Raw genomic sequence first — 23347 nt, 5'->3', positions numbered from 1 at the left:
ACGCTGGTTCTCCTTCCGTTGGAGTCTGGCCATGTACCCACGTTTCCGGCCGTTGCTGCGCCTGTTCGCCCTGCTGGCCTGGCTGCCCAGCGCCCCGCTGCTTGCCCAGCCGTTCGTCGACCTGGTGGATTTCCCGCGCAACGAGGCCAACTGGGACCGCTTCTATTCCCTGGAAGCCCATCTGGCGAACCGCTTCGACGCGGTCTGTGCCGATACCCTCTGCGAAGGCGACTACAGCAACCTGCGCGCACTGCAGCTGCGCTGCTCGGTCAACGCGGCCAGCGGGCAGGTGCACGCCTGCAACTGGCTGTTCATTGCCAGCGAACTGCAGGTGGCGCCGGACACGGGCGTGGTCCTGGTGGACAACCGACGCTGGGACTGTCCCTTGCCGCTGGGCACGGGGGTGGGGGTGGAGGCCTTCCATGCGTCGCTGGAACGCGCCGACGCGCTCGATGTCGTGCTGCCCGGTGCGGCGATGTCCATCGGCGAGGCGGTGGGCGGCTGCCTCCAGCAGGTCTGGCAGCCGGAGCGCGCAGCGTCGGCGGCCCGTTATGTGGACGCGCGGGATTATCCCGGCCAGGGGCAGGGTGGGGCGCGTTTCCGTGCGCTGGAACAGGCGCTGGTACGCGGTTTCGATGACGTCTGCGGCGACACCTTCTGCGAAGGCGAGTACTACAACCTGCAGGCCATGCGCCTGCGCTGTTCGGTACACGCCGCCAGCGGCCGGGTGGGTGAGTGCCGGTGGACATTCGCCGGCAGCAACATGGACGTCGTCGCCGCCACCGGCGCGGTCACGGTGGATGCCCGCGATTGGGCCTGCCGGCTGCCGCTGGCGGCGCAGACCCCCTTGCCGCGGCTGCTGGCCACGCTTCAGGGGCCGGAGGCCATCGACACCGTGTTGCCTGGCACCGCCACCACCGTGTACGAAGGGCTGACCACCTGCCTCTAAGCTGCGGCGCGATCGCTGCAGGCGCCACGCCGGGCAGGTAGCCTGTGCAGATGGATGCCCTCATCACGGCTGCCGCTCGCGCCCTTGCCAACGGCGATGTGCTGGCCGCGCTTGGTTGCGTTGCGCTGCGCGACGACCCGCCCGCGCTGGCGCTGCGCGGCATCGCCATGGCCCAACTCGGTCAACTTGATACCGCGCGTGACCTGCTGCGGCGCGCCCGTCGCGCGTTTGGCCCGCAAGAGACGGTGGCGCGGGCGCGTTGCATGGTCGCCGAGGCCGAGGTGGCACTGGCCATGCGCGAGCTGGCGGGATCGTCGCAGCCCCTGCAGGAGGTGGCGGCGCTGCTGGATGCGCGGGGAGACGGCGCCAATGCGTTGCAGGCCTGGCTGATCCTGGCCCGGCGCTGGCTGTTGCTGGGCCGCCTGCGCGATGCCGAATACGGCCTGGCCCAGCTGGCCGACCGCCCGATGCCCCCCGCGCTGGCCGCCATGGCCGAGTTGACCGCTGCCGCGCTGGCCTTGCGTGCGCTGCAGGTCGCACCGGCGCGTGCCGCCCTGGCCCGCGCCCAGGCGGCGGCCGAATGCGCTGGCATCGCCCCGCTGCGGCGGGAGGTGGACGAGGCGCGTGCCGCGCTGGATCGGCCGGCCGCCCGCAGCCTCCAGGCCGGCGTGGCGCGCAGCCTGCGCATCGACGATGTTCCGGCCCTGCTCGCGTCCGGCGCGCTGGTGGTGGATGCATGCCGACGGGGCGTACGCACCGGCACGCAGTGGCACTGTCTGGCGCGGCGTCCGGTGTTGTTCGCCTTGCTGCGCGCACTGGCCGAGGCGTGGCCGGGTGGGGTCGAACGCGATGTGCTGATTGAACGGGTCTTCGGTATTGCCCACCCCGACGACTCGCTGCGTGTGCGGCTGCGGGTAGAGCTGGGCCGCCTGCGCGCGCTTATCGCCGCGCAGGCCCGGATTGACGCCACCCCGCAAGGATTCCGGATCCAGCCCTGCCACGCGCAGACGGTCACGGTGCTGGTGCCCCCGTTCGATGGCGAGCAGGCGGCGTTGGTCGCGCTGCTGGCCGACGGTTCCGCCTGGTCCACCTCGTCGTTGGCGCTGGCGGTGGGCGCCAGCCAACGCAGCGTGCAGCGTGCGCTGGCCGAGCTGCAGGCCGCAGGGCGGGTGCACACCCGGGGGCGTGGCCGGGCGCAGCGCTGGCGGTCGGTGCCGCTGGCCGGTTTCACGACGATTTTGTTACTCCCTGCCGCGCTGCCGATTGGCTAGTGTCGCTGGCAGGCACCGCCTTCCACGGGCCAGGAGACTGCAACGATGAACACGGACACCTTGGGTACCGCTGCCCCCGTAGAGGCCGCCGAACTGGTGCGCGAATACGGCCCGTTCGCCGGCTCGGACTGCGTCAACGGCGTCAGCTTCGACGGGCACCACGTCTGGGCGGCCACCGGTGCTGCGCTGGTGGCGTTCGACCCGGACAGCGGTGACGCGGTGCGCACCCTGGCACTGCCCTGCGATGCCGGCACCGCCTTCGACGGCACCCACCTGTACCAGATCGCCGGCGCGCGCATCGACCGGATCGATCCGCGCAGCGGCGAGGTGCTGGCGTCGATCCCCGCACCGGGCGGCGGCACCGACTCCGGCATGGCCTGGGCCGAAGGCAGCCTCTGGGTGGGGCAATACCGGCAGCGCCGCATCCACCAGGTCGACCCGGCCACCGGCAGCGTCCTGCGCACGATCGCGTCGGACCGCTTCGTGACCGGCGTGACCTGGGTGGACGGCGAACTCTGGCACGGGACCGACGAGGCGGGGCAGAGCGACATCCGCCGCATCGACCCGGCCAGCGGCGCGGTGCAGCACCGCCTGCAGATGCCGGACGGACGTGGTGTCAGTGGATTGGAGTCCGACGGCGCCGGGCTGTTCTACTGCGGCGCCGGCCACGGCAGGGTGTGCGCGGTGAAGCGCCCGGCGCCCCCACAAACGTGACTCATTCGCATTTGCGGGGTAGCATGGCGCGCCTTCCGCCCCGGCCCCTGCGTCCGTCGCATGACCACCAACGCCTCCGCCCTCACCGAGATGCTGATCCGCGAACGCCCGGCGTTGCTGCGCCTGGTGCAGCGCATCCTGGGCAATGACGGCGGCGCCGAGGACGTGATCCAGGCGATCTGGTTCAAGGCGCGCGGGGTGGACAGCGGCCAGGCCATCGACAACCCGCGGGCCTATCTGTACCGGCTGGCCACCAACCTGGCCACCGACCACGGGCGTGAGCGCACCCGCCGCGCGCGCCTGCTGGCCGAGCATTACCTGTGGGGACCGGACGAAGTGCTGTCGACCGAAGAACAGGCGATGGCCCAGGACGAACTGCAGCGTGTGCTCGCCGCCGCCGAGCACCTGCCCGAGCCAACCCGCACCATCTTCCGGCTCAACCGCCTGCAGGGAATGACCCAGGCGGACGTGGCCAAGCGCCTTAAGGTGTCGGTGACGACCGTGGAGAACCACGTGCGCGCCGCCCTGCAGCGCCTGGCCTGGGCCCGCAACGGGCGCTGATGGCGCCCGCGCGCGTCATGGCATTGGGGAACCGCACCCGCCATTCGTCTTGATCATACTGGGGCGGTGTCGCGTGCCCCGCTTCCGTCCCTTGCCGGTGGTATTGCCCCCGACCGCGCCACCCCGCCAGCCATGAGCCCGCCGCACATCGATCCGCTTCCGCCGCCGTCCGCATCCACCGATTCTGTCGCCGTCCAGGCGCAGGCGTGGATCGCGTGGCTGGCCTCCGGCACGGTGGATGACACCGGCATGCAGGCCTTCGAGCGGTGGCTGGCCGCGCCGGGCCACCGGCGCGTGTTCGAACGCGAACGCCAGCTCTGGCGCAGCGTGGGGCCACGGCCGCAGGCCACCCTCGCGCCGCCGCGCCGGCGTGCGCGGGTGCGCCGCTGGTCGCTGGCCGCGGCGGCGGTGCTGGCGCTGGCCTGGGTGGCACCGGATACGTGGCTGCGGCTGCAATCTGACCACCGCACCGGCACCGGCATCGCCGAGGTCGCGCTGCCTGACGGCAGCCGCGCCGTGCTGGATGCCGATTCGGCCATTGCCGTGCAGTTCGATGGCCAGGTGCGCCGCATCGCGCTGTTGCGCGGTCGTGCCTGGTTCCAGGTGGCGCCCGGCCAGCCGCAGCGGTTTGAAGTACGCGCGCAGGGCGGGGTGGTCGAGGACATTTCCACCGCGTTTGCGGTATCCAGCGACGCCACCGGCGTGCAGGCCGACGTCGAACAGGGCCAGGTGCGGGTGGCGGCCAGCGGCCGCGGTGGCTGGACCTGGCTGCAGGCCGGGCAGCGTGCCGCATTCGCGCCCGGTGGCCGCGTGCAGCGGCTGGCCGACCAGGCACCCGACCGGATCGCGGCCTGGCGGCAGGGCGAACTGCTGCTGGATGAAGTGGGCGTTGCCGAGGCGGTCCAGCGCATCGGGCGCTATCGGCGTGGCCCCACCTTCGTCCGCGGCGACCTGGCGCAGCTGCCGGCGATCAACGCGGCGTTCCGCATCGACCGGCCCGAACAGGCGCTGGACGCACTGGCCGGCAGTGCCGGCCTGCGCGTCACCCGCCTGCCGATGGGCGTGGCGATCGTGCAGGTCGACGCCCGCAAGTAGCGGCGCGCGCTGCCGAACGAAATGGGTCTTGGGGTTGTCGCCGCCCCAGTCGTCTCACCCCCCGAACGTACCCGCCGCCGCCACGTACTTCGCAGCGCCCGCACACCGTATGCGGGGACGTCGCTTCTGCGATATCGCCTTCTCGACAGGTTCCATCATGCGCATCACCTCCTCCCCGGGCCGTTCTCCGCGTCGGTCCCGCCTCTGCATCGCCTTGCTGGCCGCCGGCCTGGTGGCCGCGCCTGCATTCCCGGCGATGGCCCAGGCCAGCACGCCGCGTGCCGCCGCCGTGCATCGCTTCGATATTCCCGCCCAGCCGCTGGCCGACGCACTGCGCACCTACATGCGCCAGTCCGGCGTGCAGGTGGCCTGGCCGGCAGCGCTCACCGAGGGCGTGCGCTCCAGCGCGGTCAGCGGCGACCTCGATGCGCAGCGGGCCCTGCAGCAGCTGCTGCGTGGCAGTGGTCTGGTGATGCGCAGCGTCGGGTCCGATGCGGTGACCCTGGAACCAGCCGCCACTGCCAGCCGCGAGGACGGCGTGATCGTCACCGACGCGCTGCGGGTGGCCGGTGAGCAGTCCGGCGACGGCGACAGCGATGCCGCGCGCGCACTGGATGTGTACCGCACCGCCGGCTCCAGCGTGTACGTGCCGCGCGCCACGATCGAACGCTTCCGCGGCACGTCCGCCGCCGACATCGTCAAGGGCGTGGTCGGCGTCACCGCCGGCGACCCGCGTACCGCCAACGCGCTGGACCTCAACATCCGCGGCATCCAGGGCCAGAGCCGCATCCCGGTCATCATCGACGGTGGCCAGTCCAGCATGGACACCTACCGGGGCTACGCCGGCCAGTCGCAGCGCACCTACCTGGACCCGGACCTGATCTCCAGCCTCACCGTGACCAAGGGCCCCAGCCTCGGCGCCAACGCGTCCGGCGGCATCGGCGGCGTGGTCGAGATGGAGACGTTGAAGATCGGCGACGTGCTGCGCGAGGGCCAGGACGTCGGCCTGCGCGTACGCAGCGGCGTGTCCAACGGCAGTGCACGCGATGTGCCGGCGTATGGCGCTGCGCCGCGCAGCAACCGCAACAGCCTGGGCGGGCAGTTCTTCAACATCGCCGGTGGCAAGCACTGGGATGCGTTCGACCTGGTGGCCGCCTATGCCTGGCGTGACACCGGCAACTACTACGGCGGCAAGCACGGCTACGACGACTTCCCGCAGACCCGGCGCACGCTGGCCCCGTTGAACCCGCCCAACACCGAAGTGTTCAACACCTCGTCCAAGTCCAACTCGGTGCTGTTGAAGGGCACCTGGCGCATCGACGACACCCAGACCCTGGAAGCCGGCTACCGCCATTACAGCGGTCGCCAGGGCGAGATCATGGCCTCGCAGATCATCCGCGTGGACCGTGACCGCGTGCCGCAGTGGGAGCCGGGCAGCGTGGATATGGATGCCTACAACCTGCGCTACCGCTTCAACCCGGGCAACGACCGCGTCGACCTCAAGGCCAACCTCTGGTACACCGACGCCGACAGCCTGATGTACAACGGCCTGACCGGCATCACCCCGTGGTACTTCGATCGCCGCACCGAGTGGTATGACGGCCCGAGCTTCAATACCGACCCGGGTTACAAGGACGCCTACCGCAACAGCATGCAGCAGCAGCGGCTCGGGTTCGACGTGTCCAACACGACCCACCTGGTGACCGATGCCGCGGGGGTGTTCACCTTCGACTACGGCCTGTCCTTCAGCGACGAGGACGTCGGGCCCGGCAAGAATGCGCCGATCATGCACGACGACCTGATCAACAACCGTTTCCTGCGCAACGCCGACCGCAAGGAATACAGCGCGGTGGCCTCGATGAAGTGGCAGCCCGACGACCATTGGGAAGTGCTGCTGGGCGGGCGCTTCAACCGCGTCAGCGTGCACGACCGCAACCGCCTGGCCACGCCGGACGGTGAGGAAGTGATCGGCCAGTACCGCTACACCCAGCTGCTGGACGGCAATCCGGCGCTGCCGGCCTGGCGTGCCAAGCGCATCGCCATGCTCAACTGGTACCCCGATGCGAACGGCCAGTTCACCGAAGCGTCGCTGCTGGCCTCGCCGTACAAGAAGGGCACCGTGGCCGACATCACCGGCTGGAACTTCCACGACATGACCGAGGCCGAGGACCTGATCGTGCCGACCAGCTGGACCTGGTCGCAGCCGATCCGCCGTACCGACCATGCCTTCATGCCGACTGCCAGCGTCACCTACCACTTCAACGACGACAGCATGGTCTACGTGAAGTACGCCGAAGGCGTGAAGCTGCCGAGCCTGTTCGAAAGCACGCTGGGTCTGTTCACCGCCGCCAAGCCGATCGGGGGCGAACTCAAGCCCGAACGCGCCGGCACCTGGGAAATCGGCGCCAGCACGGTCCGGCAGGGGCTGTTCACCGACGGCGATACGGCGGCGTTCAAGCTGGCCTACTTCAACACCCGCATCGATGACCTGATTACCCGCGACTACCGCACGCTGTCGGCCGGCTACATCCGCAACATCGACCGCTTCAAGGTATCGGGCATGGAATTCCAGTCCAGCTACGATGCCGGCAAAGTGTTCGCCGACCTGTCAGCGCACTATTACGTCGAAGCCAAGACCTGCGCGCCGGACATCGCCGCCGAGCGCCGTACCTACGGCGTGCAGCGCAGGATCGAAGAACTGGCCAATACCCCCGACTGCGTTGATGGCGGCTTTGAGGGCTCCTACAGCAACACGCAGAACCCGCCGCGCTACACCGTCAACCTGACCCTGGGCTCACGCCTGTTGGACGAACGGCTCAGCTTCGGCACCCGGGTGATCCACAATGCCGGTCCGATCAGCAAGCTGGACAAGGAATGGAACGTCGGCCTGTCGGCGATCCAGCAGCTGTACCGCCCGGCCACCGTGGTGGACCTGTTCGCCAGCTGGCAGGCCAGCGAGCAGTTCGCGGTGGACCTCAATGTCGACAACCTCACCGACCGCTACTACCTGGATCCCCTGGCGCTGGGCGTAATGCCGGCACCGGGCCGGATCGTGCGGCTGGCGCTGACCTGGCGTTACTGAGGATGCGGTGATGTACCCCACGGGGGCCGGCAACTGCCGGCCCCCGTGTTCGTTTCAGGCGCCAGTCTGCCGCGCCACCGCGTCGGCATGCAGGGCCTCGCCCAGTTCATCGACGATGATCGCCCAGTCCGCATCGGACTTGAGCTGCTCGGCCAGGAACTGGCGCTGGCCATCATTCCAGTACGGCGCCTCGACCAGGGCCACCTCGGCGGGCAGCTGGTGGTCAACGATGAAGCGCGCGATCGCCGCGTCGCTCGCGTCCAGGCCCAGCTGCAGGAACAGGTTGGTCATGCGCGGTTCGGTGGTGATCATCATGGCGGGGTGCTCCTCAAGAATGTGCCGCCATTATCGGTGCAGCCGCGTGAGGCCGACATCGCCGGATCGGGTAGGGGTGGCCGGCCGCGCAACCAGGCTTGGGGTTGCCGCCGTGGCAGACGTCTCAATCGGGAAACCTGCGCACGGCCTGTTCCCGGGGCCTGCGCGGGCTGCATTCCCCATTGCCCAGCACGAGCGCCATGACCGTCATCGATACCCTTGAAGCCACCCGCAGCCAGCGCCTGAAGGCCGCCACCCGCGACAGCCACGGCGCGCTGGACAAGCGCATCATGGCCGGCGACATCTTCGCCAGCCGCGGCCAGTTCGCGCGTTTCCTGCGCGTGCAGTACCGCTTCCATCGCGATATCGACGCGCTCTACGCCAACGCCGCGCTTGACGCCCTGCTGCCTGACCTGGAGGCACGCCGCCGGCTGCCGCTGATCGCGCGCGACCTCGCCGACCTTGAACAGATCCTGCCGGCCCCGGTGCCGATGCGGCTGGACCCGGACCTGGCGCTGCCAGCCGCGCTGGGCTGGCTGTACGTGGCCGAAGGCTCCAACCTGGGCGGCACCATCCTGTACAAGATGGCCGCCAGACTGGGGCTGGATGCCGGTTTCGGTGCACGCCACCTGGCCGCGCACCCCGACGGTGCAGCACGCCATTGGCGCGAGTTCACCGCCGCGCTCGACGGGGTGGTGCTGGACGACGCGCAGGAACAGCAGGTCATCGATGCCGCCGATGCGGCGTTCCGCAGCGTGCACGGACACGTCGAACTCGAGTTCGACGCGCGCTGATGCGCTGGCTGTGGTTCTGCCTGGGCTGGGTGATGGTGGCGCTGGGCGTGATCGGCGCGCTGCTGCCGGTGATGCCCACCACCATCTTCCTGATCCTGGCGGTGGGCTGTTTCGCCCGCAGCTCGCCACGCTTCGAACGCAAGCTGCTCGACCACCCCCGTTACGGCCCGGCCTTGCGCCTGTGGCGCGAGCAGGGCGCGGTGAGCCGCAAGGGCAAGGCCTTTGCGGCCGGCGGCATGGCGTTCGGCTTTGTGATGTTCTGCTGGGGCGCGCATCCGTCGTGGCGGCTGCTGCTGGGCGTGGGCGCGTTCTTCATTGCCAGCGCGGCCTACGTGCTGACGCGGCCGTCGCCGCGCCTGCCGCCCACGCCCGAGTGAGCCTGTCCCTCCTTCCGGCGCGCGTTGCCGCAACGCCGCGCCCCCTTTCCTGATGAGCCTGACCATGACTGTGTTGCTTCCCTTCGCCATCGCCGCCCCGGCACCTGCACTGACGCCATGGGGCATGTACCTGGCCGCCGACGTGGTGGTCAAAGCGGTGATGATCGGCCTGGCCGTCGCCTCGGTGGCCACCTGGACGGTGCTGCTGGCCAAGGGCTGGGAACTGGCACGCGAGCGCCGCCGCCTGCTGCAGGCGCGCGCGCTGCTGCTGGAGAGCGTGCAGCTGCCGGACCCACAGCTCGACCCGCGCCTGCAGGAAGAACCTGTGCGCCTGTTGCTGGAGGCCGCGCGTACCGAGCTGCGGCTGTCGCCGCACGGGGGCGACCCGGCGGGGGTAAAGGAACGCGTCGGCTCGCGCCTGGAGCGTATCGAACTGGCCTGTGCGCGGCAGGCGCGGCGCGGCATCGGCGTACTCGCCAGCATCGGCGCGATCGCGCCCTTCGTGGGCCTGTTCGGCACCGTGTGGGGGATCATGAACAGCTTCGTCGGTATCGCCCAGTCCAACACCACCAACCTGGCCGTGGTGGCGCCCGGCATCGCCGAAGCGTTGCTGGCCACAGCGCTGGGGCTGGTGGCGGCCATTCCCGCGGTGGTGATCTACAACCACTTCACCCGGGTGCTGGCCGGCCTGCGCGCGCTGCTGGGCGACCTGTCGGCGGCGGTGCAGCAGCTGGTGTCGCGCGACCTGGACCGCGCGGCAGTGCATGCCGGCCCGGTGCTGGCGCGCGCTGCGCACTGAGGCTTTGACATGGCACTCCGTACCGCACGCCACGACGACGACGCGCTGGAAGAAACCCACGCGATCAACGTCACCCCTTTCATCGATGTGATGCTGGTGCTGTTGATCATCTTCATGGTCGCCGCACCGCTGGCCACCGTGGACACCGCCGTGGACCTGCCGGCCAGCAGCGCGCGCCCGCAACCGCGCGAGAACGAGCCGGTGTTCCTGACCGTACAGGCCGACCTCTCGCTGCGGGTGAACGATGCCGCCGTTAGCGCCGACGCAGTGCCGGCCGCATTGCAGCGGCTGACCGGCGGCGACCGTGAGCAGCGCATCTACCTGCGCGCCGATCGCCAGGTGGCCTACGGCGACCTGATGCAGACCATGAACGCGCTGCGCGCGGCCGGCTACCTCAAGGTGGCCCTGGTCGGGCTGGAACAGCCCGCGCCATGAGCGAAGGCCGTGCAGGGCATGCACGCTGGGCCGGCAGCCTTGGCATGGTGCTGGCCATCTACGCGATCAGCATCGCGGCCACGCTGTGGTGGATGGGGCGTGCGCCGCCCGCACCGGCCAGCGCGCCGCCGGAAGCGCTGATGGTGGAGCTGGCACCGGTCGCCGAAGCACCGCCGGTGCCGCCCACCGACATCGCGCAGGGGCCCTCGCAGCAGGAACAGCACCGCCCCACGCCGGAACCGCGCCCGGTGCGCGCGCTGGCGCTGCCCCCGCAGCCGCACCCGGACGGTGAGGCGGTAGCGCAGCGCACGCCGCCGCCCACCGAGCAGACGCCCGCGGACGCCCACAACGTGGACCAGACCCTGGCTCCGCCGGACGTACAGGCGAAGGCCACGCAACGCTACGCGGCGCCGCAGACAATGGCCGGCCAGCGCAGTGACGCGCAGGTCACCTGGCAGGGGTTGCTGCTGGGCCATCTGGAGCAGCACCGGCGCTATCCACGCGGGGCCGAGCGCCTGCGCCAACAAGGCGTGGCCTATGTGCGCTTTGCGGTGGACCGGCAGGGCAATGCGAGCAACATCCGCATTGGCCAGAGCAGTGGGCATCCGTTGCTGGATGCCGAAACGCTGGACACCGTACGCCGCGGCAGCCCGGTGCCGGCGCCGCCGCCGGAGATCGGCGGCGACCCGGTGGAGGTGATGGTGCCGGTGGCGTTCTTCATCCGCCGGCGCTGACCCCGGTAACGCCCGGCCATGCGCCGGGCGACGGTGTGCCTACAGCAGCGGCACCAGCAACAGCGCGACGATGTTGATGATCTTGATCAACGGGTTGATCGCCGGGCCGGCCGTGTCCTTGTACGGATCACCCACGGTGTCGCCGGTGACGGCCGCCTTGTGCGCCTCGCTGCCCTTGCCGCCGAAGTGGCCATCTTCGATGTACTTCTTGGCGTTGTCCCACGCGCCACCGCCGGTGGTCATCGAGATCGCCACGAACAGGCCGGTGACGATGGTGCCGATCAGCAATCCGCCCAGTGCGCGTGGCCCCAGCAGCAGGCCCACCACCACCGGTACGGCCACCGGCAACAGCGAGGGCACGATCATTTCGCGGATCGCCGAGCGGGTCAGCATGTCCACCGCGCGGTCGTACTGCGGCTTGCCGGTGCCTTCCATGATGCCGGGGATCTCGCGGAACTGGCGGCGCACTTCCTCCACCACCGCACCGGCCGCGCGGCCCACCGCTTCCATCGCCATCGCACCGAACAGGTAGGGAATCAGCCCGCCGATCAGCAGGCCGATGATCACCGTGTGGTCGGACAGGTCGAAGGCGAACGTCTGGCCCGGATTGGCCGCCTGCAGGTTGTGCGTGTAATCGGCGAACAGCACCAGCGCGGCCAGCGCCGCCGAGCCGATCGCATAGCCCTTGGTGACCGCCTTGGTGGTGTTGCCCACCGCATCCAGCGGGTCGGTGATGTCGCGGATGCTGGAGGGCAGTTCCGCCATCTCGGCAATGCCGCCGGCGTTGTCGGTGATCGGGCCGTAGGCATCCAGCGCCACGATCATGCCGGCCATCGACAGCATTGCGGTGGCGGCGATGGCAATGCCGTACAGGCCGCCGAAATAGTGCGCCAGCCAGATCGCCACGCACACCGCGATCACCGGCAACGCGGTCGACTTCATCGACACCCCGAGCCCGGCGATGATGTTGGTGCCATGCCCGGTGGTGGACGCCTGCGCCACGTGCTGCACCGGCTTGTACTGGGTGCCGGTGTAGTACTCGGTGATCCACACGATCAGCCCGGTCAGCACCAGCCCGATCAACGCGCAGAAGTACAGGTTCAGCGCCCCGTGGCTGTTGTCGGGCATCAGCTGCAGGGTGATCGGATAGAACGCGATCGCCGCCAGCACCGCCGACACGATCACGCCCTTGTACAGCGCGCCCATGATCGAGCCACCGGGCTTCACCTTGACGAACAGCGCGCCGATGATCGAGGCGATGATCGACACACCGCCCAGCACCAGCGGATACAGGATCGCGTTGCGTCCCGCTTCGGCGATCATCAGGCTGCCCAGCAGCATGGTGGCGATCACCGTCACCGCATACGTCTCGAACAGGTCGGCGGCCATGCCGGCGCAGTCGCCGACGTTGTCGCCCACGTTGTCGGCGATCACCGCCGGGTTGCGCGGGTCATCCTCAGGGATACCGGCTTCCACCTTGCCGACCAGGTCCGCGCCGACGTCGGCGCCCTTGGTGAAGATGCCGCCGCCCAGTCGCGCGAAGATTGAAATCAGCGAGGAACCGAAGGCCAGCCCGACCAGCGCATGCAGGGCCTGCGCGGTATCCAGCCCCAGCCGGAGCAGCAGCGCGTAGTACCCGGCCACGCCGAGCAGGCCCAGCCCGACCACCAGCATGCCGGTGATCGCACCGCCGCGGAACGCCACGTCCATGGCGGCACTGAGGCCGTTGCGGGCCGCTTCGGCGGTGCGCACGTTGGCGCGCACCGACACGTTCATGCCGATGTAGCCGGCCGCGCCGGACAGCACGGCGCCGATCGCAAAGCCAATTGCGGTGTACCAGCTGAGGAAGAATCCGACCAGCACGAACAGTACGACGCCGGCGATGCCGATGGTGAGGTATTGACGGTTGAGATAGGCGCGCGCGCCTTCCTGGATGGCGGCGGCGATTTCCTGCATGCGGGCATTGCCAGCCGGTTGCCGGAGGATCCAGCGTGCCGACACGATGCCGTAGAGAATCGCGAGAATGGCGCAGAACAGCGCCAGAGAAAGCCCATAACGTTCCAGCATGTCCCCTCCCGGGTGATGGAATGGCATCCAGACGAACGGATGAACCTCTCCACGCGGGGGCACAACGGGCTGCAACCTTGGACCAACCCGTTCAGACCGTGCCCGGTCTTCAAGCGTGTGGCGGTGTTCAGCAATCCCTGGTGACCCGAGTATGCGGGCAACAGCCCGCAACCGGGTAGTGCCGGGTACGCGCCATCGCATGCGCGCTGTCGCCCCACGGTTTGCTGCGCAAACCATGGGACCCTCTTATCAGCATCCAATCCCCCGCCGCTTCGCGGCTGCCCCCTGACTCAGGGGGCTGGTGTCCAGTCGTCTGGATCCCGCCAGGCGTTGATGGGCGCCTTGCCACGCCGTTCAGCCACCCACTGGCAGCCTCGGCCCATCCCCAGCATCCGGAGTTCCGCCATGTCCACCCGTCACCTGCTCTGGCTGGCCCTGCTGCCCGCCGTGGCTGCCAGCGCCGCTGAAACCCCCGAGCTGAAACGCGCCGTCGGTGCGCCGCAGGCGGTGGGCGCGGCCCATACGCTGCGCCAGATCCCCGAAGCCTGTGCACGGTTGGAGGGCATGTTCACCGCCGATGCCGCACAGCCCTACAAATTCGCCGTGGTGCGCACCAGCGAGCAGTGCCAGCCGCGCGCCCGCTTCGTTGACTTCGACAAGGCCCAGCCCAGCGAGGCCAAAGGCTGGAAGCTCAACGACGTGATCCGCGTGCCGAACGCCGCGTGCCCGGCGCAGCAGGCGGTGGTACGCGTGTGGCGCATGCCGGTGGCGCAGAAGGCCGAACTGGATGGCCAGGGCCAGTCGCGCATCTATCTGGAAGAGGCCAAGAAACAGGCGGCCGCCGGCAAGATCGCACAGATCCCGATGTTCGCCGCGCAGCTGAAGGTGGAAGGCACCGCCTGCCGCTGAGGCCCACGAAAAAGCCCGGACGGCAGGGCCGGTCCGGGCTTGGGTGCGACGCGAGGCTGGCCGGGGTCAGTTGCCCTTGCAGTCCTTCAGCCACAGCACGCGGCCGATCTGGTCGTAATGGTCGACCACACCGACCAGGGTGACCTTTTCCTTCGGGCGCAACGCCAGCGCGAAGGCGGCCTGGCTCGGCGCGAAGGCGCAGGTGATGGCCACGCTTTCGAAGTCGATGCCACCGGAGCCGTTGGGCAGCTCGAAGCCGGTGTTGTAGGTGCCACCGCTCTTGAGCACGCCGTTGACCCGGCCGGTGATCGAATAGATCTTGCCCTTGTAGCGCGGTTCGATCGCGGCGGGGTTGTCCTTGTTCTGCGTCCGCAGCTGGTAGCCGAAATCGCTGGCCGAAATGTTCACCGTGGAGGCCTTCGGCGTGGACGCGGCAAGCTGCTCGCCGGCCTTGCCCGGCTTCACCTGGGTGAGCATCTTGCACATCTCGGCGCGGATCGAATCGGCCTTGGCAAAGGCGCCGGGGTTGAGCTTGACCGTCATCGCCACGGTGCCGGTGCGACCCTCGCTGGTGGCGCTGATGATGATCGGAATGGTCTTGTGCATCGCCGTCTGCGGATCTTCGATCAGCATCGCGCCGTTTTCCACGTCCGAGCTCAAGACGTCCATGTTGTTGCCCTTGGCAATCACGTTCATCTGGCCGATCGCGCTCTTGACGGTCAGCTCAGGCACGGTCACCGAGGCGGTATAGGTGGTGCCGGACAGGGGGTTGCCCTTCTTCTGGAAGCTGCTTTCGCAGGTATCGGCAAAGGCGGGCGCCGCTACGGCGAGCAGCAGCAGGGGAACCAGGGTGTGGCGCTTCATCGGTACAGTCCTTGTCATCGCACACAAGTGCGGAGGGTGGGTCGCGGGTGCGAAAGCCCGCATGTCCTGCCGGCTCGGCGCGATTGTATGGGGCGTCCCGGCGCGCCGCAATTGCCGGCGAGCGGCACGCCCCGGGGCGCGCCACCCGCCGGAGGGGCTCAGCCTTCCTGCCAGGCCGGCAGCTTCTTCTTCACGCCCACGTTCTTGAGTGTCACGTACTTCGGCAGCCCATCGGCACCGTAGGGCAGGGGCGCCTCGCCCTTGATCAGCGGTGACAGGTAGGCGCGGGCCTTGGCCGTGATGCCGAAGCCGTCCTTGCGGATGAAGCCGGCCGGCATCTTCTTCTCGTGGTTGGCCACCTTGTGCAGGGGGGCGGCCTCGATCTTCCAGCGGTAGGGCGCGTCGCTGCTGCGCACGATCACCGGCATCACCGCGTTGTGGCCCTTCAGCGCGAACTGCACCGCCGCCTTGCCCACTGCCTGCGCCTGCTCCCAGTCGGTCTTGGACGCGATGTGGCGCGCCGAGCGCTGCAGGTAGTCGGGCAGGGTCCAGTGCACCTTGTAGCCCAGCGTGTCCTTGACCCGGGCGGCCAGCTGCGAAGCCACGCCACCCAGCTGGGTGTGCCCGAACGAGTCCTTGCCGCCGCCGGCATCGGCAACGAACGTACCGTCCGCAGTCTGGATGCCTTCGGAGGCCACCACCACGCAATGGCCCACGCGCTCGACCACCTGCTTGACCTTGGCCAGGAAGGCGGCCTCGTCGTAGGCCCGCTCGGGCAGCAGGATGATGTGCGGGGCGTCGTCGGGGCCTTGCCCGGCCAGGCCGGCGGCCGCCGCCAGCCAACCGGCGTGGCGGCCCATGGCTTCGTAGACGAACACCTTGGTCGAGGTTTCCGCCATGGCCGCCACGTCCAGCGCCGCCTCGCGCACCGACACCGCGGTGTACTTGGCGGCCGAGCCGAAGCCCGGGCAGGTGTCGGTGACCGCCAGGTCGTTGTCGATGGTCTTGGGCACGCCGATGCAGGTGAGGTCGTAATCGAAGGCCTTGGCCAGCTGGGAGACCTTCCAGGCGGTGTCGGCCGAGTCGTTGCCGCCGTTGTAGAGGAACCAGCGCACGTCGTGGGCGCGCAGGACCTCCAGCAGGCGTTCGTACTTGCCCCGGTCGGCCTCGAGCGACTTCAGCTTGTAGCGGCACGAGCCGAAGGCCCCGCCCGGGGTATGGGCCAGCGCGGCGATGGCCGCCGCCGACTCCCTGGTGGTGTCGATCAGGTCTTCGCGGAGCGCGCCAAGAATGCCGTTGCGCGCGGCCAAGACCTTGATTCCCTTGGCTCGGGCGGTGCTGATCACCGCCGAGGCGGTGGCGTTGATCACGGCGGTGACACCGCCTGACTGGGCGTAGAGCAGGGTACCTTTGGACATCATTTCACCTGGGGGTGGGGGAAGGACATTGCAGAGACATTACCGGTATGGGGTAAAGTGCGCGTATTGCGGTGCAGCGTGATTGTGGACAATCCCGGGGCGCGCGCCCTTCCATTTTTTTACCAAGTTGGAGTCAGGTTGATGCGATTGGTTCTGTTGGGACCGCCCGGTTCGGGCAAGGGGACACAGGCGACGCGCCTGAAGGAACACCTGTCGATTGCGCACATTTCCACCGGCGACCTGCTGCGTGCCGAAGTGGCTGCAGGCACCGAGCTGGGCAAGCAGGCCAAGGCTGTCATGGACGCCGGCAACCTGGTGTCCGACGACATCCTGCTGGGCATGCTCGAATCGCGCCTGGGCCAGGCCGACGTGGCCAACGGCTTCATCCTCGATGGTTACCCGCGCAACGTGGCCCAGGCCAACGCGCTGGACACCCTGCTGGTGAAGATCGGCCAGCCGCTGGATGCGGTGGTGCAGCTGGACGTGCCGACCGAACTGCTGGTCGAGCGCATTGCCGGCCGTGCCGCCGAACAGGGCCGCGCCGACGACAACCCCGAATCGGTGCGTCAGCGCCTGCAGGTCTACAACGACCAGACCGCCCCGGTGGTCGATTTCTATGCCGGCCGCGGCACCCTGGCGCGCGTTGATGGCGTGGGTGAGCTGGACGACGTGGAAGCGCGCATCCGCGCGGCGATCCACGGCTGAGCCGGTGGCGCTGCTGCGGCAGCGCCTGCCTGGCTGTAAACACACACGCCTGGCCCCATGGGGCCAGGCGTGCGGTTTAAGGTGCCAGCGGACGGGCTTGCTCAGAGCCCCGCAGCATGAGCTCCCCTGGGGATGGCCTCTTGGGGAGTAGGACCAATGGGGTGCTGCGGCTGGCCACCTGAATTGTGTCCGTCTTCACACTGCATCGCTATCGGGAATTCCCCGACACCCAGAGTATTTTTCCTACACGCATCTGGGGAATTGTCTGACGACAATATCCACAGTCGCAGGTGATCGGTCACAATCCACCGCATGAGCAAGATTCATATCCTTGGTATCGCCGGCACCTTCATGGGCGGCGTGGCCGCGCTGGCGCGGGAACTGGGCCATGAGGTGCATGGCAGCGACCAGGCCATCTATCCGCCGATGTCGACCCAGTTGGAACAGCTGGGCATCGCACTGGATCCGGGCTATCGCGCCACCAGCGTTGCCGCCGACTGCGATGAGGTGATTGTCGGCAACGCGCTGTCGCGCGGCAATCCGGCGGTGGAAGCCGTGCTCGACGCCGGCCAGCGCTACATTTCCGGTGCGCAGTGGCTGTCCGAGCAGGTCCTGCCGGGGCGTGACACGCTGGCCGTGGCCGGTACCCATGGCAAGACCACCACCACCACCATCCTGACCTGGCTGCTGCAGGCCGCCGGGCGCGAGCCGGGTTTCCTGATCGGCGGCGTCGCTGAAGACTTCGGCGTGTCGGCGCGTCTGGGCGGCGGGCGCGAGTTCGTGGTCGAGGCCGACGAGTACGACACGGCCTTCTTCGACAAGCGCAGCAAGTTCGTGCACTACCGGCCGCTGGTGGCCATCCTCAACAACCTGGAATACGACCACGCCGACATCTTCCCGGACGTGGCCGCGATCCAGCGCCAGTTCCACCATCTGGTGCGCACCGTGCCCGCGCGCGGCCGCTTGATCGTCAATGGCGAGGACGCCTACCTGGCGCAGGTGCTGGCGATGGGTTGCTGGACCCCGGTGGAGCGCTTCGGGTTTGATCCGTCGCTGGAATGGCATGCCGAGCTGGTCAACGCCGACGGCAGTGCGTTCGTGGTGCATCACCGTGGCACCCGCGTGGGCGAAGTGCGCTGGCCCCTGCTGGGCCGCCACAACGTGCTCAACGGCCTGGCGGCGCTGGCTGCCGCGCACGCGGTCGGGGTGGAACTGAGTGCGGTGATCCCGGCGCTGGCCCGCTTCCGCAGCGTCAAGCGCCGCCTGGAAGTGATCGGGCAGGCGCAGGACATCACTGTCTACGACGATTTCGCCCATCACCCCACCGCCATCCACACCACGCTGGAAGGGCTGCGCGCCAAGGTCGGTGCCGCGCGCATCGTGGTGGCGATGGAACCGCGCAGCAATTCCATGCGGCTGGGCGCACATGCCGAAGCGCTGGCGCCGTCGCTGGACCTGGCCGATGCGGTGGTGTTCCTGCACCGCCCGGAGCTGGCCTGGGATGCGGCCGGTGTGATCGCCGCCGTGCGTGGGCAGGCCCACGCCGTGCCCGACACCGATGCGCTGCTGGCGCGGTTGGGCGAGATCGCAGCCCCCGGCGACCATGTCGTGTTCATGTCCAACGGCGGTTTCGACGGCGCGCCGCGGCGCTTCCTGGCGCAGCTGCAGCAGGGATGAAGCGGGCGCGCCACAGGCCATGACCGATACCGCTTCGCTGCCGTTGTTCCCGCTGCACGTGGTGCTGTTGCCTGGCGCCGCGCTGGGCCTGCGGGTATTTGAACGCCGCTACCTGGACATGCTGCGCGAGTGCAGCCGGCAGGACACCCGTTTCGGCGTCTGCCTGATTCTGGACGGCGATGAAGTGGGGGCGCCGGCGGTGCCGGCCGCGTACGGCGTGGAAGCGCGCGTCGAGGATTTCGACGTGGGCGCCGACGGCGTGCTGGTATTGCGCCTGCGCGGCCAGCGTCGCTTCCATGTGCTGCGCACGCGCATCCGCGACAACGGGCTGGTGCTGGCCGACGTGGAATGGGCACCCCCCGACCACGACGACGAACTGCGCCCGGAGCACGCGCTGCTGGCCACCGTGCTGGAGCACATCATCGAACAGGCCGGCGCGGCCTTCGCCCCGACCCATCCGGCCCAGCTGGAGCAGGCCGCCTGGGTAGGCTGGCGCCTGGCCGAACTGCTGCCGCTGGATGAGCCGCAGCGCCTGCAGCTGCTGCAGCAGGACGACCCCCACCAGCGCCTGCAGCACCTGCTGGCCTGGATCCCCGACCTGACACCCCCCGCGTAGAGCGGGGCTCTGCCCCGCTGCTCGACGCAACAACGCTACCGCACCTACCCGCACCTGCCGGGTAGAACCTGGCACTACGTCATGCGTGGGCCGGCTTCCGCGTCATTCGGCCTTCGTGCGCACCCGCAACACCGGCATCTGCGTTTCCGGATGCGTGTCTACCTGCTGCGGCAGGCCGTCCAGCGCGTCGCGCACCGCCTTCAACGACGGGTCGATGCCGCGCATCGGCCGCCACATCCCGATCAGGTGGAAATGCTGCTGGTAGTGCAGCGTCTGGGCGCTGCCCAGCCACAGCGGCTGGTTGCCCGGCTGCAGCCGCGCCGGTGCCGGCCACAGGCGCAGCGCGAAGATCTCGTTGGGCGCATTGCCCGCGCGCAGCATCAGCAGCGACTCCACCTGGGTATCCAGCGTGGCCGGCAGCACCGGCACTTCGTCCGGCGTGGCCGACTTGTCGAGCATCAGCAGCGCCTGTTCCCAACCGGCCTGCGGCTGCACGCGCCAGCCCTGGCTTTCCAGGCGCTTCTGCAGCGGTGCCAGCGGGCCCGCCACCTGCACGTCCAGCGGCCAGCGCTGGTCGTCATCGAACTCGTTGCGACGCGCGGGCAACTGCCGCCACGCGTCCTGCAGCCAGGCCGTGGCGGGCATGTCCACCGGGGCCGGCTGGGCCGGCTCGAAGCGGGCCAGCTTGAGCGGAATATTGCGCGGCGCGTACCAGAGCGCAGCCACCGCGAACACGCCGTAGAACAGCCAGGCCACCGGCTTGACCCAGAACGAGCGGTTGAAGCGGCGGCGGTAGGCGATGCCCAGTACCAGCAGCCAGAAGATGCCAAACAGCATGCCGCCGATGACATCGCTCAGCCAATGCGCGCCCAGGTACAGCCGCGCAAACCCGATCAGGCTGACCACGATGCCCGACAGCAGGTAGGGCCACACCCGCGTGCGGCCCGGCAGCTCGCGCGCGATCAGCACGGCGAAGAAGCCGAAGATGATGGTGGCCATGGTCACCGACACCGACGGGAAGCCGAAGCCACTGCTGGCATCCGGCGGGCGCACCACGTGCACGGTGGCGCCCAGCAGCTTGGTCAGTGCCAGCCCGAAGGCCAGCGCGGCCAGCCAATGCGCGGCCGCCATCCAGCGCCGGCGCCAGACCAGGTAGCCCATGCCGGCCGCCGTGGCTGGCAGCAGCACCTGCCATGCGCCCAGCGACGCCAGTGCGGCCATCGGGTAGTCGGCCAGCGGGTTGCGCAGCGCCAGCATGGCCTGGTGGACCACCATGTCCAGGCGCAGTGGCTCACCGTGCGCCACCACCGCCATCAGCAGCGCAAACCAGCACCAGCCCAGCAACAGCAGCATCAACGCCAGCATGGCCAGCGGCACCGACTCACGCCGCTGCGGGTCGAACACGGCCACCGAGTAACGGCCCAGGGTGGGGTGGCGCTGCGACCAGCGCAGCAGCGTGGCCAGCCAGCTGTCCATGCGCGAGGCCGACCAGCGGTAGCCGTACAGCACGATCGCCCACACCACGCCCATCAGCACCGCCACCAGACCCAGCACCATCACCAGCCGCCCGGCCACGGCCGCAACGGCGTCGTAGGCTTCGCCCAGCACCCAGCCCGGCGCCAGGAACAACACTGCCCAGGACAGGCTGGCAATACCGCTGGCCTGGAAGTAGCGCGACAGCGGCATCTTCATCATGCCGGCAATGGCCGGTACGAACGGCCGGATCGCCCCCACATAGCGCGCCACCAGGATGCTCTTGAACGCATTGCGGCGGAACATCGTCTCGCCGCGATCCAGCAGCTGCGGGTACTTGCTGAAGGGCCAGAAGCCGCGCAACCGGTCGCCCCAGCGGCGGCCCACCCAGTAACTGATGCCGTCACCGGCGAACGCACCCACCGCCGCACATGCCACCGCGTACGGACCGGAGATCTGGCCCAGGCCGATGAACACGCCCACGGCGAACAGCAGCGGCAGCGCGGGTACGATCGCGCCCAGCACGATGACCGCATCGCAGAAGGCAATGAGGAAAATGACCGCACCGGCGAGCACGGGGTGAGCTGAGATCCACGCAAGCGTGGTATCGATCCATGACGAGTCCATCGTCGGATTATAGAGGTGTGAAGGTGACTGACTGCCGGCCAGCGGCGGCCAACGTGCGTGATCTACAGTGAATGAACGCGATCGCACGCCTAGAATGTCGCCATGAACCGCCCCCCTGATCCCGCTCCGCATGCCCTGAAGGCCGACAGTTTCGGCTGCATTCTGTTGATCGAGCAGGACGGGCAGCGCTTTGTCCGCCGCGACCTGGGCGCCACCCCGTGGTGGCTGCGCCTGCCGGCCTGGTGGCTGGCCCGGCGCGAAGCGCGCGCGCTGGCCCACCTGGACGGCATGGCCGACACCCCGGCGCTGCTGTCCTGGAACGGGCGCTGGCTGGACCGCAGCTTCATGGCCGGCGATGCGATGTACCAGCGCCCGCCGCACGGCGACCTGGCCTATTTCCGCGCCGCGCGCCGGCTGCTGCAGCGCGTGCACCGGCATGGCATCGCGCACAACGACCTGGCCAAGGAAGCCAACTGGCTGGTACGCGAGGACGGCTCGCCGGCCCTGATCGACTTCCAGCTGGCGGTGATCGGCAACCCGCGCTCGCGCTGGATGCGCCTGCTGGCCCGCGAAGACCTGCGCCACCTGCTCAAGCACAAGCGCATGTACTGCCGGCAGCACCTGACCCCGGTGGAGAAGCGGCTGCTGAAGCGCACCTCGTGGGTACGCGACCTGTGGTTCCGCACCGGCAAGCCGGTCTATCGGTTCGTCACCCGGAAGATCCTGCACTGGGAAGACAACGAAGGGCAGGGGCCCAAGCCGTGAGTGCGCCGGTGGTGCGCGTGGTGCCGGTGGACGCCGGCAACGTGCTGCATGCGCAGTTGCCCGGCGCCGACTTCGTGCACGCGTGCCGGGCGACGGTGCCACGCGGCGGCCGTTCGGCGTTGCAGGCGTACAAGGACATGGCGTCCACCGTGCCGGGCTGGTTCGACGGGCTGATGGCGGTGCGCAACAGTGGCATGCGGCTGCTGGGCATGAAGGACCTCGGATCACTGCGTGCCGTGCAGGACGCGGCCGACCCCACGCCCGGCCAACGGCTGGGCATCTTCACCGTGCAGCGGTGCACGGCCGACGCGATCGTGCTGGAGGACGACGACCGCCACCTGCACGTGCAACTGGCACTGCAATGGCGTGGCGACGCACTGGAGATCGCCACGGTGGTGCATACGCACAACGCCTTCGGGCGGCTGTACATGCTGCCGGTGGCGCCGGTACATCGGGTGATCGTGCCGCATCTGTTGCGGCGGCAGGTGGCGGGGTATGCATCTTGACGTTCAGCTGGATTCGGACAAGACCGAGAGAAAGCTGGACTCAGGCGTCGAGCTGACGTACTCGGTGTTGGTCGTTGACAGCCTTGCCGAGGTGGAGCAGCTTGCTCGCGGCGAGACGACACATGTGCTGTATCAGGAATAAGGATCGATGAGCAGGGCGCACGGAGACGAGAACGCGATGGGCTGGTGGTGGAGTAGGTCTCGCAGCGCCCGGGCAGGTGCAATGCCGTCGTGCGTCCAAATCGCAACCCGGTCCGGGCAGTGTGCGGTGAAACGTTATCGTGCATCCCCGTTGCTGCTGACGGCTGCTCTCGTCCTTTGTGGCAGGTTGCGGTGTCGCCGATCATGATGATGCTGCGCTACGCGATGGCGATTGCTGGCATGTCGGTAACCGTGCCGATCGCATTTACTGCGCCACGACCTACACGCAGTTGCTTGCGCATCCCGAGCGCTATGATGGTCGGCGTATCCAGATACAGGGTAGAGCGGTGGCGAAGGATGTCATCGAACTCTACCCCGCGCTTGATTCGTTCGAGGGCAATGAGATCCAGGCGTCGCTGTCACTGCGTTCGGGTGACGGAGTGCCTGAGCTGA

General features: G+C 68.9%; 23 protein-coding genes. 18 read left to right on the top strand and 5 right to left on the bottom strand.

Features of this window, described 5'->3' with window-relative positions; all coding sequences use genetic code 11:
• Positions 1 to 31: 31 nt before the first annotated feature.
• The 6 genes from AC6CHL_RS06320 to AC6CHL_RS06295 all read left to right on the top strand — a co-directional run bounded on the left by AC6CHL_RS06320 (position 32) and on the right by AC6CHL_RS06295 (position 7672).
• Positions 32 to 949, top strand: coding sequence for a hypothetical protein (locus AC6CHL_RS06320; protein ID WP_498293848.1), 918 nt, complete (start codon positions 32 to 34; stop codon positions 947 to 949).
• A 50-nt stretch (positions 950 to 999) separates the two neighbouring features.
• A complete protein-coding gene (locus tag AC6CHL_RS06315) occupies positions 1000 to 2220 on the top strand; it encodes a helix-turn-helix domain-containing protein (RefSeq protein WP_498293846.1) in 1221 nt (406 codons plus the stop codon).
• A 45-nt stretch (positions 2221 to 2265) separates the two neighbouring features.
• The gene (locus AC6CHL_RS06310; protein WP_498293844.1) at positions 2266 to 2934 is read left to right on the top strand and encodes a Vgb family protein; all 669 of its coding nucleotides are present in this window, start codon (positions 2266 to 2268) and stop codon (positions 2932 to 2934) included.
• A gap of 60 nt (positions 2935 to 2994) precedes the next feature.
• Positions 2995 to 3495, top strand: a complete 501-nt coding sequence (locus AC6CHL_RS06305; RefSeq protein ID WP_038686421.1) for an RNA polymerase sigma factor — start codon at positions 2995 to 2997, stop codon at positions 3493 to 3495.
• Positions 3496 to 3627: 132 nt separating this feature from the next.
• Complete coding sequence (locus AC6CHL_RS06300; protein ID WP_498293842.1) at positions 3628 to 4590, top strand: FecR family protein; 963 nt, start codon at positions 3628 to 3630, stop codon at positions 4588 to 4590.
• Positions 4591 to 4747: 157 nt separating this feature from the next.
• Entirely contained in the window at positions 4748 to 7672 is a 2925-nt protein-coding gene (locus tag AC6CHL_RS06295) for a TonB-dependent receptor (protein ID WP_498293840.1), read from the top strand.
• Positions 7673 to 7726: 54 nt separating this feature from the next.
• Here the strand turns inward: AC6CHL_RS06295 and AC6CHL_RS06290 are convergent, their stop codons facing one another.
• Positions 7727 to 7984: a DUF2789 domain-containing protein gene (locus AC6CHL_RS06290; RefSeq protein ID WP_498294013.1), complete on the bottom strand. Its 258-nt coding sequence runs from the start codon at positions 7982 to 7984 to the stop codon at positions 7727 to 7729.
• A gap of 203 nt (positions 7985 to 8187) precedes the next feature.
• On the opposite strand from AC6CHL_RS06290, the gene AC6CHL_RS06285 reads away from it, so the two are divergent.
• The 5 genes from AC6CHL_RS06285 to AC6CHL_RS06265 are packed head-to-tail and all read left to right on the top strand — an operon-like array spanning position 8188 to position 11126.
• Positions 8188 to 8781 (top strand): biliverdin-producing heme oxygenase, encoded by a 594-nt coding sequence (locus AC6CHL_RS06285; RefSeq protein ID WP_447595530.1) that lies wholly within the window; start codon positions 8188 to 8190, stop codon positions 8779 to 8781.
• On the top strand, positions 8781 to 9158 hold the full coding sequence (locus AC6CHL_RS06280; protein WP_038686428.1) for a YbaN family protein: 378 nt from the start codon (positions 8781 to 8783) through the stop codon (positions 9156 to 9158). Before AC6CHL_RS06285 ends, AC6CHL_RS06280 begins: the two co-directional genes overlap by 1 nt.
• 52 nt (positions 9159 to 9210) lie before the next feature.
• Positions 9211 to 9957 carry a tonB-system energizer ExbB gene (gene exbB / locus AC6CHL_RS06275; RefSeq protein WP_428711083.1) on the top strand — a complete coding sequence of 249 codons (747 nt, stop codon included), beginning with the start codon at positions 9211 to 9213 and terminating at the stop codon, positions 9955 to 9957.
• A gap of 9 nt (positions 9958 to 9966) precedes the next feature.
• Positions 9967 to 10392 carry a TonB system transport protein ExbD gene (exbD, locus tag AC6CHL_RS06270; RefSeq protein ID WP_447595524.1) on the top strand — a complete coding sequence of 142 codons (426 nt, stop codon included), beginning with the start codon at positions 9967 to 9969 and terminating at the stop codon, positions 10390 to 10392.
• A complete protein-coding gene (locus AC6CHL_RS06265) occupies positions 10389 to 11126 on the top strand; it encodes an energy transducer TonB (RefSeq protein ID WP_498293838.1) in 738 nt (245 codons plus the stop codon). The genes exbD and AC6CHL_RS06265 overlap by 4 nt, the downstream gene beginning before the upstream one ends.
• 39 nt (positions 11127 to 11165) lie before the next feature.
• On the opposite strand, the gene AC6CHL_RS06260 is transcribed toward AC6CHL_RS06265, so the two are convergent.
• A complete protein-coding gene (locus AC6CHL_RS06260) occupies positions 11166 to 13193 on the bottom strand; it encodes a sodium-translocating pyrophosphatase (RefSeq protein WP_320489447.1) in 2028 nt (675 codons plus the stop codon).
• Positions 13194 to 13598: 405 nt separating this feature from the next.
• Between AC6CHL_RS06260 and AC6CHL_RS06255 the strand changes: the two genes are divergently transcribed.
• Complete coding sequence (locus tag AC6CHL_RS06255; protein ID WP_038686436.1) at positions 13599 to 14102, top strand: hypothetical protein; 504 nt, start codon at positions 13599 to 13601, stop codon at positions 14100 to 14102.
• A 66-nt stretch (positions 14103 to 14168) separates the two neighbouring features.
• On the opposite strand, the gene AC6CHL_RS06250 is transcribed toward AC6CHL_RS06255, so the two are convergent.
• Both AC6CHL_RS06250 and AC6CHL_RS06245 read right to left on the bottom strand, forming a co-directional pair.
• Positions 14169 to 14966 carry an OB-fold protein gene (locus AC6CHL_RS06250; protein WP_038686438.1) on the bottom strand — a complete coding sequence of 266 codons (798 nt, stop codon included), beginning with the start codon at positions 14964 to 14966 and terminating at the stop codon, positions 14169 to 14171.
• A 158-nt stretch (positions 14967 to 15124) separates the two neighbouring features.
• Positions 15125 to 16384 carry a 6-phosphofructokinase gene (locus AC6CHL_RS06245; RefSeq protein ID WP_038691859.1) on the bottom strand — a complete coding sequence of 420 codons (1260 nt, stop codon included), beginning with the start codon at positions 16382 to 16384 and terminating at the stop codon, positions 15125 to 15127.
• Positions 16385 to 16525: 141 nt separating this feature from the next.
• Here AC6CHL_RS06245 and AC6CHL_RS06240 point away from each other — a divergent pair, with 141 nt between their 5' ends.
• From AC6CHL_RS06240 to AC6CHL_RS06230, 3 genes are all read left to right on the top strand, one after another.
• Positions 16526 to 17089: an adenylate kinase gene (locus tag AC6CHL_RS06240; RefSeq protein ID WP_038686440.1), complete on the top strand. Its 564-nt coding sequence runs from the start codon at positions 16526 to 16528 to the stop codon at positions 17087 to 17089.
• Positions 17090 to 17401: 312 nt separating this feature from the next.
• Positions 17402 to 18766, top strand: coding sequence for a UDP-N-acetylmuramate:L-alanyl-gamma-D-glutamyl-meso-diaminopimelate ligase (gene mpl / locus AC6CHL_RS06235; protein ID WP_447595515.1), 1365 nt, complete (start codon positions 17402 to 17404; stop codon positions 18764 to 18766).
• 19 nt (positions 18767 to 18785) lie between these two features.
• On the top strand, positions 18786 to 19382 hold the full coding sequence (locus tag AC6CHL_RS06230; protein ID WP_448134345.1) for an LON peptidase substrate-binding domain-containing protein: 597 nt from the start codon (positions 18786 to 18788) through the stop codon (positions 19380 to 19382).
• Between the two features lie 102 nt (positions 19383 to 19484).
• On the opposite strand, the gene AC6CHL_RS06225 is transcribed toward AC6CHL_RS06230, so the two are convergent.
• Entirely contained in the window at positions 19485 to 21482 is a 1998-nt protein-coding gene (locus AC6CHL_RS06225) for a bifunctional DedA family/phosphatase PAP2 family protein (protein ID WP_038686446.1), read from the bottom strand.
• Positions 21483 to 21584: 102 nt separating this feature from the next.
• Here AC6CHL_RS06225 and AC6CHL_RS06220 point away from each other — a divergent pair, with 102 nt between their 5' ends.
• From AC6CHL_RS06220 to AC6CHL_RS06210, 3 genes are read left to right on the top strand one after another with little or no spacing between them, the layout of a single operon-like run.
• Positions 21585 to 22247: a protein kinase family protein gene (locus AC6CHL_RS06220; RefSeq protein WP_038686448.1), complete on the top strand. Its 663-nt coding sequence runs from the start codon at positions 21585 to 21587 to the stop codon at positions 22245 to 22247.
• On the top strand, positions 22244 to 22753 hold the full coding sequence (locus AC6CHL_RS06215) for a DUF2867 domain-containing protein (protein WP_448134343.1): 510 nt from the start codon (positions 22244 to 22246) through the stop codon (positions 22751 to 22753). Before AC6CHL_RS06220 ends, AC6CHL_RS06215 begins: the two co-directional genes overlap by 4 nt.
• Positions 22743 to 22895, top strand: a complete 153-nt coding sequence (locus tag AC6CHL_RS06210; protein ID WP_185753456.1) for a hypothetical protein — start codon at positions 22743 to 22745, stop codon at positions 22893 to 22895. Before AC6CHL_RS06215 ends, AC6CHL_RS06210 begins: the two co-directional genes overlap by 11 nt.
• Positions 22896 to 23347: the final 452 nt, after the last annotated feature.

Source organism: Stenotrophomonas sp. GQ19 (genome assembly GCF_059758695.1).
Note: the sequence above shows the minus strand (reverse complement) of the source record. Positions and strands in the feature narration are given on the sequence as shown.

Bases quoted from the DNA above. Each gene is read 5' to 3' on its own strand.
- AC6CHL_RS06280 (WP_038686428.1), top strand. From the start codon at position 8,781: ATGCGCTGGCTGTGGTTCTGCCTGGGCTGGGTGATGGTGGCGCTGGGC.
- exbD (WP_447595524.1), top strand. From the start codon at position 9,967: ATGGCACTCCGTACCGCACGCCACGACGACGACGCGCTGGAAGAAACC.
- AC6CHL_RS06320 (WP_498293848.1), top strand. From the start codon at position 32: ATGTACCCACGTTTCCGGCCGTTGCTGCGCCTGTTCGCCCTGCTGGCC.
- AC6CHL_RS06225 (WP_038686446.1), bottom strand. From the start codon at position 21,482: ATGGACTCGTCATGGATCGATACCACGCTTGCGTGGATCTCAGCTCAC.
- AC6CHL_RS06295 (WP_498293840.1), top strand. From the start codon at position 4,748: ATGCGCATCACCTCCTCCCCGGGCCGTTCTCCGCGTCGGTCCCGCCTC.
- AC6CHL_RS06245 (WP_038691859.1), bottom strand. From the start codon at position 16,384: ATGTCCAAAGGTACCCTGCTCTACGCCCAGTCAGGCGGTGTCACCGCC.
- mpl (WP_447595515.1), top strand. From the start codon at position 17,402: ATGAGCAAGATTCATATCCTTGGTATCGCCGGCACCTTCATGGGCGGC.
- AC6CHL_RS06260 (WP_320489447.1), bottom strand. From the start codon at position 13,193: ATGCTGGAACGTTATGGGCTTTCTCTGGCGCTGTTCTGCGCCATTCTC.
- AC6CHL_RS06315 (WP_498293846.1), top strand. From the start codon at position 1,000: ATGGATGCCCTCATCACGGCTGCCGCTCGCGCCCTTGCCAACGGCGAT.
- AC6CHL_RS06230 (WP_448134345.1), top strand. From the start codon at position 18,786: ATGACCGATACCGCTTCGCTGCCGTTGTTCCCGCTGCACGTGGTGCTG.
- AC6CHL_RS06305 (WP_038686421.1), top strand. From the start codon at position 2,995: ATGACCACCAACGCCTCCGCCCTCACCGAGATGCTGATCCGCGAACGC.
- AC6CHL_RS06250 (WP_038686438.1), bottom strand. From the start codon at position 14,966: ATGAAGCGCCACACCCTGGTTCCCCTGCTGCTGCTCGCCGTAGCGGCG.
- AC6CHL_RS06210 (WP_185753456.1), top strand. From the start codon at position 22,743: ATGCATCTTGACGTTCAGCTGGATTCGGACAAGACCGAGAGAAAGCTG.
- AC6CHL_RS06310 (WP_498293844.1), top strand. From the start codon at position 2,266: ATGAACACGGACACCTTGGGTACCGCTGCCCCCGTAGAGGCCGCCGAA.
- AC6CHL_RS06255 (WP_038686436.1), top strand. From the start codon at position 13,599: ATGTCCACCCGTCACCTGCTCTGGCTGGCCCTGCTGCCCGCCGTGGCT.
- exbB (WP_428711083.1), top strand. From the start codon at position 9,211: ATGAGCCTGACCATGACTGTGTTGCTTCCCTTCGCCATCGCCGCCCCG.
- AC6CHL_RS06265 (WP_498293838.1), top strand. From the start codon at position 10,389: ATGAGCGAAGGCCGTGCAGGGCATGCACGCTGGGCCGGCAGCCTTGGC.
- AC6CHL_RS06285 (WP_447595530.1), top strand. From the start codon at position 8,188: ATGACCGTCATCGATACCCTTGAAGCCACCCGCAGCCAGCGCCTGAAG.
- AC6CHL_RS06240 (WP_038686440.1), top strand. From the start codon at position 16,526: ATGCGATTGGTTCTGTTGGGACCGCCCGGTTCGGGCAAGGGGACACAG.
- AC6CHL_RS06220 (WP_038686448.1), top strand. From the start codon at position 21,585: ATGAACCGCCCCCCTGATCCCGCTCCGCATGCCCTGAAGGCCGACAGT.
- AC6CHL_RS06290 (WP_498294013.1), bottom strand. From the start codon at position 7,984: ATGATCACCACCGAACCGCGCATGACCAACCTGTTCCTGCAGCTGGGC.
- AC6CHL_RS06300 (WP_498293842.1), top strand. From the start codon at position 3,628: ATGAGCCCGCCGCACATCGATCCGCTTCCGCCGCCGTCCGCATCCACC.